Annotated in this window: 16 protein-coding genes; 8 read left to right on the forward strand and 8 right to left on the reverse strand. The window is 34.9% G+C overall.

Annotated features, from left to right (window positions below):
• Positions 1–27 precede the first annotated feature (27 nt).
• The 4 genes from brnQ to rsmG all read right to left on the reverse strand — a co-directional run bounded on the left by brnQ (position 28) and on the right by rsmG (position 4,364).
• Entirely contained in the window at positions 28–1,419 is a 1,392-nt protein-coding gene (gene brnQ / locus JHK62_RS00115) for a branched-chain amino acid transport system II carrier protein (RefSeq protein ID WP_199574661.1), read from the reverse strand.
• Between the two features lie 116 nt (positions 1,420–1,535).
• Entirely contained in the window at positions 1,536–2,207 is a 672-nt protein-coding gene (locus JHK62_RS00120) for a potassium channel family protein (RefSeq protein ID WP_199574662.1), read from the reverse strand.
• A 15-nt stretch (positions 2,208–2,222) separates the two neighbouring features.
• Complete coding sequence (locus JHK62_RS00125) at positions 2,223–3,602, reverse strand: TrkH family potassium uptake protein (protein ID WP_199574663.1); 1,380 nt, start codon at positions 3,600–3,602, stop codon at positions 2,223–2,225.
• A 48-nt stretch (positions 3,603–3,650) separates the two neighbouring features.
• On the reverse strand, positions 3,651–4,364 hold the full coding sequence (rsmG, locus tag JHK62_RS00130; protein WP_199574664.1) for a 16S rRNA (guanine(527)-N(7))-methyltransferase RsmG: 714 nt from the start codon (positions 4,362–4,364) through the stop codon (positions 3,651–3,653).
• Positions 4,365–4,528: 164 nt separating this feature from the next.
• Between rsmG and JHK62_RS00135 the strand changes: the two genes are divergently transcribed.
• Both JHK62_RS00135 and htpX read left to right on the forward strand, forming a co-directional pair.
• The gene (locus JHK62_RS00135; protein ID WP_199574665.1) at positions 4,529–5,080 is read left to right on the forward strand and encodes a LemA family protein; all 552 of its coding nucleotides are present in this window, start codon (positions 4,529–4,531) and stop codon (positions 5,078–5,080) included.
• 14 nt (positions 5,081–5,094) lie between these two features.
• Complete coding sequence (gene htpX, locus JHK62_RS00140) at positions 5,095–5,985, forward strand: zinc metalloprotease HtpX (RefSeq protein ID WP_199574666.1); 891 nt, start codon at positions 5,095–5,097, stop codon at positions 5,983–5,985.
• A 71-nt stretch (positions 5,986–6,056) separates the two neighbouring features.
• Here the strand turns inward: htpX and JHK62_RS00145 are convergent, their stop codons facing one another.
• Both JHK62_RS00145 and JHK62_RS00150 read right to left on the reverse strand, forming a co-directional pair.
• On the reverse strand, positions 6,057–8,666 hold the full coding sequence (locus JHK62_RS00145; protein WP_199574667.1) for an ABC transporter permease: 2,610 nt from the start codon (positions 8,664–8,666) through the stop codon (positions 6,057–6,059).
• Between the two features lie 2 nt (positions 8,667–8,668).
• Entirely contained in the window at positions 8,669–9,376 is a 708-nt protein-coding gene (locus JHK62_RS00150) for an ABC transporter ATP-binding protein (RefSeq protein WP_199574668.1), read from the reverse strand.
• Between the two features lie 105 nt (positions 9,377–9,481).
• On the opposite strand from JHK62_RS00150, the gene JHK62_RS00155 reads away from it, so the two are divergent.
• From JHK62_RS00155 to der, 6 genes are all read left to right on the forward strand, one after another.
• Positions 9,482–10,051 carry a TetR/AcrR family transcriptional regulator gene (locus JHK62_RS00155; protein ID WP_199574669.1) on the forward strand — a complete coding sequence of 190 codons (570 nt, stop codon included), beginning with the start codon at positions 9,482–9,484 and terminating at the stop codon, positions 10,049–10,051.
• Positions 10,051–10,584, forward strand: coding sequence for a YceD family protein (locus JHK62_RS00160; RefSeq protein WP_199574670.1), 534 nt, complete (start codon positions 10,051–10,053; stop codon positions 10,582–10,584). The genes JHK62_RS00155 and JHK62_RS00160 overlap by 1 nt, the downstream gene beginning before the upstream one ends.
• A gap of 123 nt (positions 10,585–10,707) precedes the next feature.
• On the forward strand, positions 10,708–11,202 hold the full coding sequence (gene nrdR, locus JHK62_RS00165; protein ID WP_199574671.1) for a transcriptional regulator NrdR: 495 nt from the start codon (positions 10,708–10,710) through the stop codon (positions 11,200–11,202).
• Positions 11,189–12,355, forward strand: coding sequence for a DnaD domain protein (locus JHK62_RS00170; protein WP_199574672.1), 1,167 nt, complete (start codon positions 11,189–11,191; stop codon positions 12,353–12,355). The genes nrdR and JHK62_RS00170 overlap by 14 nt, the downstream gene beginning before the upstream one ends.
• The gene (gene dnaI / locus JHK62_RS00175; RefSeq protein ID WP_199574673.1) at positions 12,356–13,258 is read left to right on the forward strand and encodes a primosomal protein DnaI; all 903 of its coding nucleotides are present in this window, start codon (positions 12,356–12,358) and stop codon (positions 13,256–13,258) included.
• A 17-nt stretch (positions 13,259–13,275) separates the two neighbouring features.
• The gene (gene der, locus JHK62_RS00180) at positions 13,276–14,586 is read left to right on the forward strand and encodes a ribosome biogenesis GTPase Der (protein ID WP_199574674.1); all 1,311 of its coding nucleotides are present in this window, start codon (positions 13,276–13,278) and stop codon (positions 14,584–14,586) included.
• A gap of 38 nt (positions 14,587–14,624) precedes the next feature.
• Here der and serS read toward each other — a convergent pair whose 3' ends face one another.
• Together serS and JHK62_RS00190 are read right to left on the reverse strand one after the other, a co-directional pair.
• Positions 14,625–15,902 carry a serine--tRNA ligase gene (gene serS, locus JHK62_RS00185; RefSeq protein ID WP_199574675.1) on the reverse strand — a complete coding sequence of 426 codons (1,278 nt, stop codon included), beginning with the start codon at positions 15,900–15,902 and terminating at the stop codon, positions 14,625–14,627.
• Positions 15,903–16,102: 200 nt separating this feature from the next.
• A complete protein-coding gene (locus tag JHK62_RS00190) occupies positions 16,103–16,471 on the reverse strand; it encodes a DUF956 family protein (RefSeq protein WP_199574676.1) in 369 nt (122 codons plus the stop codon).
• Positions 16,472–16,569: the final 98 nt, after the last annotated feature.

The raw sequence follows: 16,569 nt of genomic DNA on the forward strand, positions 1-16,569 counted from the left end.
GACGTTTTTTTATATTATTTGATCGAATTACAATGATTGTGCTTTTCTTTTGATAAAGGAAATAATAAAGCCAATAACAAACCCAACGACTGCAAAACTAATCCATCCCATTGAATATTGTCCAAGAGGAATTGTAATAGTAAAGAAATCTGTTAATGCCTGAGGAACAGAAAAGAAATCTGTCATTACACCTAATGTTGAAATCGCATCATATAGTGCTGGGATAAGTGTGAAACCTGTTGTTATCTGATAAACCAGACGATCCCCTTTAAACCATCCTTTTGTGAGTGATAGAAAAATCAAGGTAATGGTTAGAGGGTAAAGTAAAAAGAGCACAGGCACTGACCAATTGATTATTTCAGCAAGACCACCAAAATAGAACATTGTTGCAATGATTGTAAACAACGTTACCCAAATAAAGTAAGAAACTTTAGGGACCAATTCATTGAAGTATTCTGCACAGGAAGTAATCAGACCAGTTGAAGTGGTTAAACAGGCCAGAAAGATAATGACTGATAAAATGATTTGACCAATTTGACCTAAGTAGAAGTTTGCTGATTGAGATAAGATATGCCCACCATCAATGGCAGAGTTATCCATCATGAATTGCCCATCAGTAAAGGTAAAGAGTCCTTGGGAAGTAGCTCCAATGCGTGTAATAAAAATATAGATGAGAGCTAGTAAAACTGTTGCAATCACACCAGAAGACATCGTTGTTTTAGCCAGTTCTTTGTTTGACTTGTCGCCAAAACTTTTGGCTGCATTAATAACCAAGATAGAAAAAGCTAATGATGCCAAAGCATCCATCGTTCCGTAACCTTGAATGATTCCAGCAACAAAAGGTAGCCTAGAAAAAGCTTCATTGACATTTGAACCAATATCAATTGGTGTTCCTAAGCTGCCAGCCGGTTTGATAAATGAAAAGATAACCAAGATAGCAATGACAACTAAAAGAGAAGGTGTTAAGTACTTACCAATACGTTCAGCAATTTTATTCGGTTTAATCGCTAGCCAGTATGAAATCCCAAAAAAGACAAGAGCATAGAGCGCCTTTGTTAATAAACTATCGCCAAAGATTGGAGCGATACCAACAGAGTAAGAAGTGGCACCTGTTCTTGGAATGGCAAAAAAAGGACCAATAGAAAGATAAAGTGCTACTGAAAAAAAGATAGCATAGGGCTTAGCAATTGGTCTTGCTAATTCTTCAGGGTTAGAGGCTCCTGTATAGGAAATGGCAATAACACCAAGGAGAGGGAGTGTGACCGCAGTTAAGAGAAAACCAATCACGGCTGGCCAAATGTTACTACCAGAATAAATGCCTAAAAAGGCGGGGAAAATTAAGTTACCTGCTCCAAAAAAGAGAGCAAATAGCATAAAACCAATGATGAGAAATTTATTTTTTTGTGACGTTTGATTCAATAGACAGCCCTTTCTGTGATGACAATGGTAATAGCTAACTATTACAGGAAAAAAGTATATTATTAGGATTATATTATAATGCTAGAGGTCTGTCAATATGACTTTTGAATAATCCTTTAGTTAAAATAGCCCAAATAATCGTATTTTTCAAAGGTTCTTGAATTAGCAATGGCAACGATAATAGCATTTTCATCAAAGGGTTCATTAACAGGAATAGAGGTATCAAGTGGTGATGATTTGCTAATTCTTGTACCAATCAAGTTGAGGTCATATTTACGACGAACATCTAATTCTTGTACTGTTTTTCCTATCCATTCTTTAGGTAGTTTAAACTCAACAATAGAAACATCTCCTTCAAAATGGTAGATTCCAGCGATGGTATGTCTTAAAATATCGGAAGCAACAACTTTACCAGACTCTCTTTCAGGAGAAATGACTAAATCGGCTCCAATTTCATAAAGCACTTCTTCATAGTGGCTACTTCTTGCTTTAGCAATAATTCTTGGAACTCCTAGTTTTTTACAGTGCATAACTGCTAAAACGGAACTTTCCAAGTTGTTTCCTGTTGCAATAATAACGACATCGCATTGATCAATCCCTGTATTCTTTAAGATTTCGATATCAGAAATATCACCAATAGCTGCCTTGCTAACAATATCTGCCACTTCTTGGATATGTTGTTCTTTACTATCAATGGCAATAACTTCTTGACCAAACTCACTGAGTTCAGTAGCGATAGTGCGTCCAAAAATACCCAATCCTAATACACCTACAATTTTTTGTTTCATATTTGTTTTCCTTTTCTATCCAATAAAGACGTCTGTTTTGGCATAATGTATCGTTTTTTCATGGCGTTGTCTTAGACTCAGTAAGACAGTTACCGGCCCTACACGACCAATAAACATTAAAGACATAATGATTAATCTACCAATATCTGACAATTCTGGGGTCAAATTCATGGATACCCCAACCGTTGCTAAGGCACTTATTGTCTCAAATAAGAGTGCAAAAGGGCTAAGCGATTTTTCAAATTCTAAGAGCAAGAGATAACCTGTGATTAAAACGATTAAATAGAAGATTAAAACGGTTAATGTTTGCTTGATTAAACGCTGTGAGAAACTCCTATGATGAAAAGTAACTTCACTTCTTCCTCTTAATTCTGCCTTAAATAAGAGGAATAAAATAGCGGCTATGGTTATCTTAACCCCACCGGCAGTTCCACCTGGGGCACCGCCAATAATCATTTGTATCATATAGACGAAATCTGTTGCAAAATTAGTTTGTGTGAAATCGATTGTAGAAAAACCAGCGGTACGCATGGTAACAGTTTGAAAAAAGCTAACCATGATTTGTTGGAAAAGATTATAATTGCCAATGGTTGCAGGGTTATCATGCTCAAACAACCAAGACAAAAATGTTCCAAGGGTTAAAATGATAATGGTTGCTGACAGAACTAATTTGGTTTGAATACTTAATTTTCTAATGGTCAATTTAATATTTCTTGGTCGATTAAAAAGAAATTGTTGTAAGCGATGAATAATATCTCGCCAATTACCAAATCCTAAACCCCCAGAAATGATTAAAAACGCAACCGCAAAGTTAACAATAGGATTAAGGGTAAACGTTCCTAAACTATTTGAGCCGAGATTATCAAAGCCAGCATTACAAAAAGCTGAAACAGCTAAGAAGATACTATTAAAAATACCATTTTTAAGTCCATAGTGTGGAATAAATTCAATCATTAAAATGAGAGCAAAAACGGCTTCTACAAAAAAAGTTAATTTATAAACTGAGTAGAGGTAGCGTTTTAAATCCTTAGAGGAATCCTTACTTAAAGAGGATTGCAGAATGGTTTGATCAGTGATGGATATTTTTTTCCTCAAGGTATAGTAGCTAAAAGCAATCAAGGAAACCAATCCTAAACCACCAATTTGCATTAAAATAATGGCAATGGTTTGTCCTAAGCCATTATAGACATCACCAATAGGAAAGACGGCTAAACCTGTCACAGAAACCATAGATGCAGAAGTGAACAGGTGTTCGAGATAAGTGGTTTTAGGGGCATTAGGATAATGCATGATTGGCAAAGATAATAAAAAACTACCAATCATAATAACGATGAGAAAACTAGCGCTTAATCGTTGTGTGATAGATAAAGGGGCTAGTTTGAAAAATTTTTTCATTGAGTGATTCTCCTATAAGAGTTATCAAAAGTCATTAGCACTCTTAAGTTAGAGTGGTTTTTTGTTTGGGACACCTGCTTTTCTTGGGAACTTGTTAGGTGTTTCTTTTGTTTTAGTTAAAACGGTAATATTTCTTGGGTCACCGTTTGGTAATTGGTAATCAAATGATTCTGTTACTTTTGCAAAAAGTGTTGTTAACGCTTTTTTAGCATCGTCTAATTCTTCTTCAATAGCACTGGCTTTTAAAGCAATGACTTGCCCATTGATTTTCAAAAATGGTAAGGTCAACTCGGATAAGACTGACATGCGAGCCACTGCACGAGCAGTCACAACATCAAACTGTCCTCGAAAAGCTTTGTCTTGACCAAAATCTTCTGCGCGGCCATGATAGAAGGCAACATCAGATAAGCCTAGTTTTTCAGCTAATAACGTTAAGAATTGAATTCTTTTATTTAAAGAGTCAATAATTGTTACCTGAATATTAGGGAAAAGAATTTTGATAGGAAGGCTAGGAAACCCTGCTCCCGCACCAATATCAAGCAATCTTATTGGTTTGTTTGAAAGAAAATCAAAAAGAATGGGAGCAATTGAATCAAAAAAATGCTTTAGATAGACATCTTCTTTGTCAGTAATGGTGGTTAAATTGATTTTTTCATTCCATTCTATTAAAAAGTGAAAATAATCCTCAAATTGTTGTTTTTGAAACTGAGAAAGAGTAATATTCTTTTCTGCCAAAGCCTCATAAAATTCTTCAGGTGTCATTAGTTATTCCTTACTAAAATAATGTTCGTCTATCATTTTAACATAAAATAACCGTTTATGATAGAAGAGAAAGCGTCTCTTTATAAAGAAAAAACTGGAGATTATAAACAGATTTTTAATTAATAATTTGTTATAATGGTCTAAAAGAATTAAAGGAGACTTATATGTTTTTTATTATATTAGGAATCGTCATTGTTCTAGTCTTGTATGTTATCAGTGTCTATAATGGACTAATCAAAGCTAGAATGCAGACTCAAGAATCGTGGAGTCAAATTGATGTTCAACTTAAACGTCGTAACGATCTTATCCCTAACCTCATTGAAACGGTTAAAGGATATAGTCAATATGAAGGTAAAACCTTAGAAAAAGTGACGGAACTTCGCTCTCGTGTGGCTGCTGCTAAAACACCAGGAGAGGCAATGAAAGCAAGTGATGCACTGACACGTCAGGTGGCAAGCATTTTTGCTGTTGCTGAAAACTATCCTGATCTAAAAGCTAATGCTAATTTTTTGAAATTGCAAGAAGAATTGACCAATACTGAAAATAAAATTTCTTATTCACGTCAGCTTTACAATACAACAACGGCTAATTACAATGTTAGATTAGAAACCTTCCCTACCAACTTTATTGCAGGCCTTTTTGGTTTTAAACCAAAAGAATTTCTTGAAGTTCCTGAGTCAGAAAAATCAGTTCCTCAAGTTAAATTTGACTTTTAAGGTAGGAGAAGATTATGCTATTTGATCAAATTGCCAGTAATAAAAGACGAACAATAGTATTATTATTGGTCTTTTTTGCCCTTCTTGGTATTATTGGTGCTGCTATTGGCTATCTGATGTTTGATAACTATTTGGGTGGTCTTGCGATTGCTTTTGTGATTGGTTTTATCTATGCTTTTAGCATGATTTTTCAATCAACTAACGTTGTCATGTCAATGAATAATGCAAGGGAAGTTACTGCTCAAGAAGCACCAGATCTTTACCATGTGGTGGAAGATATGGCAATGGTTGGACAAATTCCAATGCCCCGTGTTTTTATTATTGACGATCCTGCCTTAAATGCTTTTGCAACAGGCTCTAAACCGGAAAATGCTGCAGTCGCAGCGACAACAGGTCTTTTAGCAGTCATGAATCGTGAGGAATTAGAAGCGGTAATGGGGCATGAAGTTAGTCATATTAGAAACTATGACATTAGAATTTCGACTATTGCAGTGGCTTTAGCCAGTGCCATTACCATGCTATCTTCCATGGGCAGTCGCATGTTGTTTTATGGTGGTGGTAGAAGACGAAGCAATAAAAATAGTGGTGGCGCGCAAATAATCATTTTGATTTTTGCACTGGTTGCTCTTTTATTAGCGCCTCTAGCTGCAACTCTGGTACAATTGGCGATCTCTAGACAAAGAGAATTTCTAGCAGATGCAAGTAGCGTCGAGTTGACCAGAAACCCACAAGGCATGATTAATGCGTTACAAAAGCTTGATCAATCAGCACCAATGTCTCAACCAGTTGATAGTGCTAGTGCTGCTTTATACATCAATGATCCAAAGAAAAAAGGTGGCATTAAATCACTCTTTTATACCCACCCCCCAATTGCTGAGCGAATTGCTCGCTTAAGAAAGATGTAACCGTATTACAAAAAGAAAAAACACCAAAGGCTTTGATTAATCAAGGCCTTTAGTGTTTTTAGTGCAACCATTTATTCGACAGATTTTAAGGCTGTTAACATATCAATTTTTCTAATATGTTTATTCATGATCAACATGACAATTAATGTAAAACTTAAGACAGCACCTGTTGCAATAGCAATATTATGCCAGGTTAGTCCTTGAATAGCTAGGAGTCTAGCAGGAGGTAAGACAGTCATGACAAAACGGTGGAGAACATAGCCAAGACCAATTCCAAATAAAATCCCAATAAGCGTTAGTAAAATAGTTTCTTTAAAAATATAGAAAAGAACTTCTTTTTGATAAAATCCCAATACTTTAATCGTCGCTAATTCTTTCTCCCGTTCTGAAATGTTAATGCTTGTTAAGGTAAATAAGACAATTAACACAAGAAGCATAGAAATGGCGACAATAATCATAAGAATACCGTCTAAACCTTTTAGAAAGTCTTTAACGTTTTGCTTTAAGACCTGATTTTGAATGATGCCGACACTAGCTTCATATTGAGATATTTTCTTTAAAAAAGGATCGAAAGCTTTTTGGCTTTTAATGAGATAAGCATTTTCTTGATAAGCTTCGTTAAAAACACTCTCATAGTAATCAGGTGTCATGTAAATCATGTGACCAACATGATTATTAGTTGTGCCAATAACTGTTAGTGTTTTTGAATACCCTTCAAGGTCTCTAACGCTAAGACTGTCACCATTTTTTAAACCAAGAGAAGTAGCTAATTTTTGAGTCACTACAACCCCTTTTTCAGTTGGTTTCTTATCAAGAGTAATAAAATTAGTCAAGTCGTTAGCGACCAATAGTTGAACCGATTGTGGCTCTAAAAAATTATTATCATGAATACTTAGATTTTTAAAAAGAATCTTCTTTTTTTGGTTAGCATAGTCAGCTATTGTTTTTTGGTAATCTTCTAAATCAAGAGAGTGAGGATTGAAGATTGTCATCATATCATAGGTGGTAATTTCCTGGTATTGAGTGGGGACTAAAAGGGATAAACTGTCTTTAATACCGATTCCAAGAATGAGAAGACTGGTTGATAACATAACTCCTAAGATTGTCATCAAAAGTCTTGACTTATACCGAAAGCTATTTCTTAGTGTCAACTTATTTGAAAAAGAAATGGCACGCCATACTCTTGGGAAAGATTCTAAGAAAATAGAGTTCTTTTTTTGTGGCGCTTTTGTGTGCATTAATTGACTCGGAAATTCTTTCAATTCTTTTTTTGCGGCAAAATAAACAGCTAATAAAGTACTAAAAAACGATAGGATAAAAGAGAGACTAATTAAGGGCCATTGATAAACAACTATCATGTCATCTAAGATATAACTACCATTTGAAAAAATATTGAAAATCATTTTAGGAAGGAGAAAAATACCTAAACTAGTGCCAATTAAGCTCCCTAAGAGAGCTGTTATACCACTAAAGATAATGAATTCCCTCATCACTTCATTTTTAGTGAAACCGAGTGATCGTAAGGCCCCCATTTCAATTCGTTTTTCGGTTACCATCCGTTTCATGGTAGTGATACTAACCATGAGTGAAATGATAAAGAAAATGACAGGTAATATGGTGGCTAGAATATCAATTCTAGTTGCGGTATTACCGTAGTCGGAATAACCAACCGAGAATTCTGTTCGATTGTCAACAGTAAGCATTAAAAAACTAAGCTGTTTTTTCTTATTTTCTAAAGTCATTTTCTGCTCGTTTAGTTTGTTTTCCTGTTTTTTAATCTCTTCTAAGTGGGCGAGTAGTTGTTTTTTTTCTTGCTGAAATTGTTCGTCAGTTCCAGCAACATTACTATCTCCAGTTTCAAATTGTTCAATGGTTGCTATTTGCTTTTCAATGGCTTCTTTACTACTTATTAATTGGTCACTGGCAAGTTCAATGTTTTCCAGTGCCTTATTAATTTCTTCTAAAGCTAGTTCTCTATGTTTGCTGGTTAAGCGTTGCGTTATCTTTTCGAGTGAGGCGATGTTTTCTTCAACAGCATCATTGTATGTCTTGCTATAAACTTCTTTGTTCTCAGTGTCTTTAAAGATAATTTTCGCTATATTATCAGCTTTTTGAAAGGTGTTTTTTGTTAAAACACCAAAATAGTGAATGGTCCCATCCCCTAAAGACGTTACTCCCAAGCTTCTTTTGGACATAAATTCTGAAGATTTTACAATGCCAACTACTTTAAAATGGCTCGAAGTTAAGTCATTTGAAGTGATTGTTATCGTATCACCAACTTTATGCTGAGATTGCTCGCCTATAGCAATTTCATCTTCTTTTTTTGGCAAACGTCCTTGTGTGAGGTCAAGTTTTGAAATTTTTTCAGGTAAGCTAATGAGACGAATCACCTTATCATTTAATTTGGCGTCAATGACAGTCTGATATTCAATTGCTTTAATAAAAGGTGCTTTTGAGAGTTCAGTCTTATCATCCTCACTAATCAAATCTGTTGAGACGATGTGTGCATCTGCTAAGTTTTCTCTTTGATAAGTTTTTGCAATAGTCTCTCTCATATTAGGACCTGTGCTAAATAACCCAATCAAAACAAAATTGGATAAAGCGATTAAAATAGTGATTGATAAGAGTCGTGTCCAATTTCTTTTTATGGTTCTAAGACTGTTAAGCGCTAGTTTTTTCATTTTTACCACTCCAAATCAAAAACATCAAGAGGCTCTTTATTATAATAATCTTGCCTAATACGTCCGTCAGAAAGTTCAATAACGTGATCTGCCATCGCTTTTAAGGCTGAATTATGGGTGACAATAATCACATTTTTCCCAGTTTTCTTAGGATAATCTTGAAAAAGTTTTAAAATTAGCTTACTTGTTTTATAATCAAGTGCCCCAGTAGGCTCGTCAGCCAGTAATAATTTTGGGTTTTTAACCATTGCTCTAGCAATTGCAACCCGTTGTTGCTCACCACCAGAGAGTTGACCAGGAAAATGATTGCTTCTATTTTTAAGTCCAACATCGAGTAACATTTGCTTAGGGTCAAGAGGTTTCTTAACGATTTCACTTGCCAATTCAACATTTTCAAGAGCTGTCAGATTTGGGATAAGGTTGTAAAATTGAAAAACAAAACCAATATCTTGTCTACGATAACTGGTGAGCATTTTTTCGGAAAAATCAGAAGTTTTCTCATCATCAACGATTATTTCCCCTGAACTAATTTGATCCATTCCTCCAAGAATATTTAGAAGCGTTGATTTACCAGCACCACTATTTCCTAAAATAATTGTTAATTCTCCTTTTTTTAAGGTTAAACTAATATCATCAATGGCTCTGACTTCATCACCTTGTCCCTCATGATAAATTTTTTGGATATTTTTCAATTGGATAATATTTGACATAGCTTTCTCCTTTGTGGTACCTTATACTTATATTATACTACATAATTGACTGATAACGATGGACACAAAAAAGACAATGTGTTCATTTGGTTTGAGAGGAAGAAAATGTCAGAATATGATACTAAAAAAGAACAAACGAAAGTCTATTTGACAAATGCCTTTATTTCTCTACTTAAAACAACCCCTATTCATAGAATTAATGTGTCTCAATTGACTAAGAAAGCTGGCATCTCTCGCGGAACTTTTTATTTACACTATATAGATATGGATGATTTCATTAAAACAACGAGAGAAAATTTGATAGGACATATCAAAAATCAATTATCCCAGGAGTTACTGACTTCGCCGATTAATGATAAGACTGTTCAACTTATCTACTATGTTGAAGAGCATTTTGAGTTGTTTCAATCATTGTTAGGGTATCATGGAGATAGACAATTTGAGGCTGAATTAACCAACCTCATTAGAAATTTTATTTTCGACCATCAAAAAGATAAACTAGAAAAAGCTAGTATACCCAATAGCTATATTGTTAATTTAACGGTTGGGAGTGTTTTAGACATCTTTTTAACATGGTTGAATGAGAAAAAACCACGCTCTAGTGACGAAATTATTGATATTTCATTTAAAATACGCCACGCTACCCCTTTTGAATTAATAAACGGAGAAGTTTAATGTTTCATATTACAGAAATTAAGAAAAATCAATCCCCTATTACTTTTGATAAAAAATTAGACATTAAAGAATTATTGTTAAACAGAGACGACAGTATTATTGATGTTAAAGATGTCAGAGCTAAAGGACAAATTAGCTATGAAGATAACTTGTTCCTACTGAACTACGATTTAGACTATCTCATAGTTCTACCATCAAGTCGTTCGATGGAACCTGTTGAATTGACAGAACATATTTTAGTCTCAGAAGTCTTTTCAGAAGATAAGGAAGTATCTTCTGACGAAGCCATTTCTGAAGAATTGGTACTACCAATAGAATCTGATACTATAAGCCTAGAAGACAGTGTAGTTGATAACATCCTCTTAAACATCCCTTTAAAAGTTTTAACTAAAAAAGAAGAAGAAACAGATGAATTGCCAAGTGGAGAGAGCTGGTCAGTTTTGACTGAAGAACAGTATCAATCTCAAAAACTACAAAAAAAGAAAGACACCAATCCTTTCAATGCTCTTGAAGGTTTATTTGACGACAATTAATGATGGGTTGTCTTTTAAAAATAAGTAGGCACATAGAAAATCTGTGTGCTTTTGTTATTGTCTAAAATATGGTAAAATGAAGTATTAAATAGTTATTAAAGTATTAAGAGATGAGGTGATTTTGTGCGTTGTCCAAAATGTCATTATACTAAGTCCAGTGTTGTTGATAGTCGTCAGGCTGAAGAAGGCAATACTATTCGTCGACGTCGTGAATGTGAACAGTGTCAAAACCGATTTACAACATTTGAAAGAATTGAAGAATCACCGCTTTTGGTGGTTAAAAAAGATGGTACTAGAGAACAGTTTTCTCGTGATAAGATTTTTAAAGGCATCGTTCATAGTGCTCAAAAACGTCCCGTATCCAGTTCGTCAATTGAAAAAATTGTGAGTGATATAGAGCAACAATTACGTAGTGAATATGATAGTGAAGTGGCAAGTTCCGTCATAGGAAACTTGGTAATGGATAGATTAGCAGAATTAGATGAAATTACCTATATTCGTTTTGCTAGTGTTTATCGTAGCTTTAAAGATGTTGACGAAATTGAAGCTTTATTAAAACAAATCACAAAACGAGTGAGAAGCAATAAGAAAAGTAAGATAACAGATGAAACCAATTGAACCATTTTATTTTCTCAAGCATAATAATGTTACCTATAATGCAACTAGTTTAATGCAATCTTATTTTCCTATCATTGGAAGTGACGCCCTTGCTGTTTATGATTATTTTGTTGCTTTTTATGATAATGGTCAAAAACAGCATAAGTTTAGCGATATTTTAAATCATTTACAGTTTGGCATGCATCGTCTTGAGGTTGCCTTAGACATTTTAACTGCGCTTGATTTAATTGTTTTCTACGAAACTGACAGTGCCTACTTGATCAAACTTCATTCCGCTTTACCAACAGAACTGTTTTTGGAAAATCCTGTTTATCGTAAATTATTGGAGAAAAAAATTGGTGAAGTGGCTGTAGAACAACTAATTTGTCAACTTCCCTTCAATGCTAAGAATATCTCTAAATCATTTTCAGAGGTCTTTTCTGAAGTAGGAGAGCTTAAAAAAACGCCAAAAAAAGCCAAAAACTTTTTTGACCTTGCTAATTTTAAACAATTAATGTCAAAAGATGGTCTCAGTTTTAACAACGAGACAGATGATGTTATTGGTCTTTATCATTTTGCAGAGCAGTTTGGATATAACTGGTTTGAAACTTATCAAATAGCCAAAGAAACGGCTGTCAACTATAAGATTTCTTTGAAACGCATGCAGACTAAAAAGCAGTCATCACCAAAAGTGGAGAATAAACCAGACTTTTCAAAAGAGGAGCAGGTTGTCATAAAAGAAGCCAAGGCAGATAATGCAGAAGTCTTTTTAGCCAAGATTAAGAAAATGCGACATGCAACTATCACAGCAACTGAAAGAAAGATTTTATCAGAACTCGCTGACATGGGCTTTTTAGATGAAGTGATTAACGTCATGGTTCTTTATACCATGTCAAAAACAAATTCTGCTAATCTTAATAAGACTTATATCATGATGATTGCTAATGATTTTTCCTATCAGAACATTTCGTCGGTTGAACAAGCTGTTATTAAAATGCGTTCTTTTGCCGAGAAGAAAAATCATACCCAAAAAGAAAAAACAAAACAACAAAAGAGCAATGTTCCAAAGTGGAGCAATGATAGCTATAAAAATGAAACCACTGAGGATGAGCAAGCTAAGTTGGAAGAAATGAAGCGTCGTCACTTAGAGAAATTGAGAAAGAAGGAAGATTAGATGGAAAAAGTTGGACAAACGATGAAAAACAGTCATCATCAAAGCCATATGGTATCTGATGAGTTGATAAAGACCATTTTGACAAATCCCGTCATTTCAGATTTCATTACTTCTCATCAATTGAGTCAAGAGATGATTAAATTGAGTTTACCTAAATTCAACCAATTTTTAATTGAAAAAGAAAAATTTGAAACTAAAGATTCTAGCTATATTGCTAAAGGGTATGAGCCTATTTTAATCATGAATGAGGGTTATGCAGATGTTTCATACAAAGAAACACGTGCTTTAAAAGAAAGACAACAGCAAAACGAGATTACTAATCGTATTAATGTTGTTAGCTTGCCAAAGTCATACAAAAATATTAATTTTGATGATATCATTTTGGATGATGTCAAACGCCTACCAATTTTTGAAGCTGTTGTTGATTTTGTAACAAACTACCCAAATATTAATCAAAAAGGTCTTTATCTCTATGGCGATATGGGTGTTGGTAAATCCTATCTCATGGCTGCCATGGCAAGAGAACTATCCGAACAAAAGCAAGTGTCAACCACATTGATTCACTTTCCAAGCTTTACCATTGATGTTAAAAATGCAATTAACACAGGGACCGTTAAAGAGGAAATTGACACCGTTAAAAAAGCTGAAGTGCTTATCCTTGATGATATTGGAGCTGAACAAAGCACCTCTTGGATAAGAGATGAAGTCTTACAAGTGATTTTGCAGTACCGGATGTTAGAAGAATTACCCACTTTTTTCACCTCAAACTATAGTTTAGAAGATTTAGAAAAGAAATTAGCTAAAATGAAAACGGGGGATGAAACTTGGCAGGCTAAAAGAGTGATGGAGAGAATTCGCTTTCTCGCCAAAGAAGTTCATCTTGAAGGTGAAAACAGACGTTAAGAAATAAAGGAGAATGAATGGCTTTACCAACAGTTGCTATTGTCGGGCGACCGAATGTAGGAAAATCGACACTATTTAACCGTATTGCTGGGGAAAGAATTTCCATCGTTGAAGATGTGGAAGGTGTAACACGTGATCGTATCTACACTAATGCAGAATGGCTAAATCGCAAATTCAGTATTATTGATACAGGTGGAATTGATGATGTTGATGCCCCATTCATGGAACAAATCAAACACCAAGCAGAAATTGCCATGACCGAGGCTGATGTGATTGTTTTTGTGGTTAGTGGGAAAGAAGGTGTCACAGATGCTGATGAGTATGTGTCAAAAATGTTATACCGAACCCACAAACCAGTTATTCTTGCTGTCAACAAGGTAGATAATCCTGAGATGAGAAATGATATCTATGATTTTTATTCATTGGGATTAGGGGACCCTTATCCTGTTTCTTCTGTCCATGGGATTGGTACGGGTGATATTCTTGATGCTATTGTTGAAAACCTTCCTGAAGAGCTTGGTGAAGAAAATCCAAACATTATTCGCTTTAGTTTAATTGGTCGACCAAATGTCGGTAAGTCTAGTTTAATCAATGCTATTCTTGGAGAGGAGCGCGTGATAGCAAGTCCTATAGCTGGAACAACGCGTGATGCTATTGATACTCATTTTGTTGATAGTGATGGTCAAGAATTTACAATGATTGATACGGCAGGAATGAGAAAATCAGGCAAGGTCTACGAAAATACTGAAAAATATTCTGTCATGCGAGCCATGCGTGCCATTGATCGCAGTGATGTTGTTTTAATGGTTATTAATGCTGAAGAAGGCATTAGAGAGTATGACAAACGGATTGCTGGTTTTGCTCATGAAGCAGGAAAAGGCATTATTATCGTTGTTAATAAATGGGATACTATTAAAAAAGACAATCATACTGTTTCAAAATGGGAAGATGATATTAGAAATCATTTTCAATACTTGTCCTATGCCCCTATTATTTTTGTCTCAGCTGTTAGCAAACAAAGGCTGAATAAATTACCTAATATGATTAAATCTATCTCACAAAGTCAAAATACACGTATCCCTTCGGCTGTTTTAAATGATGTAATTATGGATGCTATTGCGATTAATCCAACACCAACTGACAAAGGAAAACGATTGAAGATTTTTTATGCGACACAAGTAGCTGTTAAACCTCCAACTTTTGTTGTCTTTGTTAATGAAGAAGAATTAATGCATTTTTCTTACCTACGATTCTTGGAAAATCAAATTCGTCAAGCCTTTGTCTTTGAAGGCACTCCAATCCATCTTATCGCTAGAAAACGCAAATAAAAAGTAGAAAGTTTTTCTTTCTACTTTTTTAATTTCATCTAGTTTGGTTTGATAATGTCGATATTTCCCATGTAAGGTTGTAATACTTTAGGAATGGTGACTGACCCATCTTCATTTTGATAATTTTCCAGAATAGCAGCAACGGTACGACCAACAGCTAGTCCAGAGCCATTAAGCGTATGAAGCAGTTTGACTTTGCCATCTGTTTCATCACGGTAGCGTATTTGCGCACGACGGGCTTGGAAATCTTCTGTGTTTGAGCAACTGGAGATTTCACGATAGGTATTTTGAGCAGGAATCCATACTTCTAAGTCATAAGTTTTGGCTGCTGAAAAGCCCATATCTCCTGTACAGAGAGCTAAAACACGGTAAGGTAATTCTAATTTTTGCAGAATATTTTCGGCATTTGCAGTCATTTTTTCTAATTCTTCATAAGATTGCTCTGGCGTTGCAAATTTAACCATTTCAACCTTATGGAATTGATGTAAGCGAATCAATCCACGAGTGTCACGGCCTGCAGATCCAGCTTCTGAACGAAAAGAAGGGCTCATCGCCGTAAAGTTGATAGGTAACTCTTTCTCATCAATAATTTCATTGCGATAAAAATTGGTTAATGGGACTTCAGCAGTAGGAATCAGAACATAAGGGCTATCAGACAACTCAAAGGTGTCCTCTTTAAATTTTGGGTACTGACCAGTCCCAAACATTGAGTCATGGTTTACCATATAAGGTGTAATCATTTCCTCATAGCCTTCTTTAATGTGTTCATCTAACATAAAATTGTAGATGGCACGCTCGAGTCTTGCACCAAGTTTTTTGTAAAATAGGAAGCGAGCGCCGGTAACTTTAGCGCCACGTTCCCAATCAAGAATATCAAGTTCTTCTCCTAAGTCCCAATGAGCTTTGGGTTCAAAAGTGAATTCTCTAGGAGTCCCCCAACGTCTAATTTCAACATTATCATTTTCATCGGCACCAATAGGAACAGAGTCATGAGGAAGATTTGGTAATCTTGTTAGAATAACATTTAATTTTTCATCAATTTCTGCTAGTTTTGCATCAGTAGCCTTGATTTCTTGAGATAATGTTTGCATGGCACTAATTTGTTCACTAGCATCTTCTTTGAGGCGTTTCGCTTTTGCGATAGCTGCAGAAGAAACATTACGTTCTGCTTTTAACTCTTCTGTCCTCACTAGAAGTTCGCGACGTTTAACGTCAAGGTCTTTCAATTCTATGAGTGTTTCTTTTTCGACTCCCCGGTTAGCTAGCTTTTCAGCGACTAAATCAAAGTCTGTCCGAATACGTTTTAGATCTAACATAATTTCCTCCAATAAAAAACACAAAATATGACTACTGGAGCGACTTTATCGCGGTTCCATCCAGCTTCACACTTTGTGCCTTAATTTTTTTATTTAATTGATAAGAACGGTAGAATTTCACATTAACTTAATATCTACTCACAACAAACGTAGACTCTCTGGAAATAAATTAATCTTACTTATCCGTTTTAGCTATTATACTAATTTTTCTTCTTTTTCGCAAATAGAGATCCCATTTTTTGTAATAATGTTGGTAGCTTAACTATCTTATCATTACCAATTTGTTCTCTTGCTAATTTTAAAATTTTACCTGAATCCTTAGAAGCAAAGAGAAATTTCCCCTTATCTGTAAAGATTTCAAAGTGACGACTTATTTTCTTCCCTGAAACATTAGCCCCAATTGTTTCAATGTTTTCCCAAGGAATTTGGATATAATCAGCAACATTGTTGTCATTGTAAAATTCAATAGCCTTATCACCGATAAGAAACTTTCCAACTTTGCCACCGAGTCCTAGGTAAGAAACCCCTGTGCTTTTTAAAAAAACAGTTTTATTTAACGATTGTACCATTTGTTAGTCCTTTATTTCTAATATTACTTTAACTTTATTATATCACAAGATAAAAAGAAGTGGTTTCCCACTTCTTTTTTATCAGTAATAGTGAAATA

The sequence above is a fragment of the Streptococcus pacificus genome (assembly GCF_016481305.1).
Lineage (GTDB): Bacteria > Bacillota > Bacilli > Lactobacillales > Streptococcaceae > Streptococcus > Streptococcus pacificus.